A 2565-nucleotide genomic window follows, 5' to 3' on the forward strand; every position below is an offset into this window, starting at 1 on the left:
CCACCACCGGGCTGCCGCGATCAGATCGGCGAACACCTGCCCGCCGCGAGCGTTGGGTTGCAGCGGCGCGGCCGCGGCCGCGGGCAGCCATCGCGGTGGGAGACGATCGGCCCGACGATGCCGAGGCTCGGGCGCTGCTCCGCCGGGTGGCCGGGGCCGGGAGGAGCAGGCCGGGATGGCGGCCGGTCAATGCCGACGCCTTCGCCTGGGCGGGCCGGTCGTCAAATCGATCCTGGCGCAGGTTCCTTGGGTGGCCAGGTCGCCGAGGGGCTGGTCGGGGCGGCGCTGGGGCGCGGCGGCACCGACAATACGACCGCGCTGGTGGTCGACGCGATCCGGTGAGCCGGGAAGGTGTTTCACCGAGTTTACACCTGCTGGACGCATGACCAGGTAGCTTGAGTCCCGAAATCAGCAGAGCAGTATCGGGGTTCGCCGTGGCAGACAGATCGACATCCATCCGCGCTCGCATCGGCGGCATGCGCCGAACGCGCGGGGCATCGACACCGGCACGAGTCCTGGTCGTCCTATTCCTGGTGGTGCCGACCCTGGTCTCCGCCGTCTACATGTGGATCATGTGGGACCCGGAGCTGTACCTGAAGCAGATTCCCGTCGCCGTCGCCAGCGACGATGTCGGCGGCATCTCCGACGGCAAGGCTCAGAACATGGGCACCGAGATCCTCGACACCCTGGTGTCGGGTGGTGAGCTGCAGTTCCATCGGGTCAGCAGCGACGAAGCGGTGCGGGGTCTGCGGGAGAGCCGGTACGCCTTCTCGGTCGTCATCCCCGCGGAATTCACCCGCAGCGTGCTGAGCGTGACCGACCCGGTGCCCCAGCGCGCTCGAATCGCGGTGTACTACAACGACTTCAACGGCACGCTCGGCCCCGCCGTCGCCAATAGTGTCGTCGCGGACGCGCAGAACCAGATCGCGGCCACGATCGGCCGCGGCTACGCCTCCCAGATCCTGATCGGCGTCAACAGCCTCGGCTCCGGAATCGGCGACGCCGCGCGCGGCGCGACCCAGCTGGCGCAGGGCACCGCGCAACTGGCCGACGGCTCCGGACAGCTCTCGACCGGACTCGACGAGGCCGCCACCGGCGCGACGCAACTGGTCGCGGGCGTCGGCGAACTCCACACCGGCACCGTGCAACTCGCCGACGGCGCGCACGAACTGGTCACCGGCACCGATCAACTCGGCACGGGCGCGACGCAGATCCGCGACGGCGTGGACCAGATCATCACGCCGCTGCTGGATGCCCTCCAGCCCGCCGGACAGTTCTCGACCCAGCTGAACCCGCTGCTCGACGAGCTGAGCAAGAACGCCGATCCGGCGCTGGCCGACGCCATCACCCAGCTGAAGGACCTGATCGGCCAGGTCCACCCCGGCGATCCCGACTCCCTGGTCGGCCAGCTCACCCAATTGCGCGACGGCACCAAGGAATTGGCGCGCCAGCTCACCGACCCCAAGGCCGAGTACCGCGCAGGCGTTCTCGCCCTGGCCGATGGCGCGACCCAATTGCGGGACGGCGCGGGCCAATTGGGCACCGGTGCGACCGAACTGTCTACCGGTCTGCGCCAGCTGTCCGACGGCGGCAAGGAACTCCGCGCGGGTGTCACCCAATTGGACGAGGGTGCAACCCAACTCGACACCGGCCTGCGCGACGGCGCCGCGGCCGCACCCCAGATCACCGACCCCGCCGCCTCGGCCGACGTGATCGCCCAGCCGGTCACCATGGAAATCCGCAATCAGGAACCGAGCCAGGTGGTGCGCGGCGGCGACCGCAGCCACAAGGAGATCTCCCGCGGCGCGGGCCCGGTCCTGGTGGTGATGTGCGCCTTCCTGGCCGCCATCGTGCTCTGGATGCTGTTGCGCCCGTGGCGTGGTCCCGCGACCGGCCGCACCCCGTGGCGCCGCGCCGCCACCCCGCTGCTGCGCGGCTCCGCGGTCGGCGCGGCCGGGGTCATCGTCCTCGCCGCGCTGGCGGCCGCCTACGGCAGCTCGGCCGGCTGGTCCCCGCAGCACTGGCCCGTCGTGGCGGCCGTGATCGCCTTGGTCGGCGCGGTGGCCGCGGTGACCACCCAGGCGTTCATCGTCCTGTTCGGCCGGGTCGCCGGCTCCATCGCCGCCTTCTCCTTCTACATGTTCCAGATCTTCACCTTCGGCGGCGTATTCCCCGCGGGCACAACGCCGCCCGCGTTCCGCCCCTTCGAGGACATCGCCCCGATGACCTACGCCCGCCGCGCGATCATCCGCGCCGACATCGCCCTCTACGACACCATGTTCTGGACGTCGATCGCTGTCCTGCTGGTCATGCTCGCCGCGGCCTTCGGAATCATGCTGGCTGCCCGCCACTTCGCCACCACCTGCCCCGACCCCACCCTCGACCCCGCGCCCGAACCCCTGCATCCAGCCGCATCCCCGGCCGGAAAACACCTCTGATCAGCAGATTAGGTGCCTCCTCCCGTCCCTGTGTACGGTTGTTCTTACCGACGCGGGGTGGAGCAGCTCGGTAGCTCGCTGGGCTCATAACCCAGAGGTCGCAGGTTCAAATCCTGTCCCCGCTACC

The 2565-nt window shown here is 70.1% G+C and carries 1 protein-coding gene and 1 tRNA gene; both read left to right on the forward strand.

Features of this window, described 5'->3' with window-relative positions:
- Window positions 1-476: 476 nt before the first annotated feature.
- On the forward strand, window positions 477-2438 hold the full coding sequence (locus ACFWPJ_RS30155) for a YhgE/Pip family protein (RefSeq protein WP_378856508.1): 1962 nt from the start codon (window positions 477-479) through the stop codon (window positions 2436-2438).
- A gap of 51 nt (window positions 2439-2489) precedes the next feature.
- Window positions 2490-2563 (forward strand) — tRNA-Met (locus ACFWPJ_RS30160).
- Window positions 2564-2565: the final 2 nt, after the last annotated feature.

It is taken from the genome of Nocardia sp. NPDC058497 (genome assembly GCF_042720195.1).
In the GTDB taxonomy this organism is placed as follows: Bacteria; Actinomycetota; Actinomycetes; order Mycobacteriales; family Mycobacteriaceae; genus Nocardia.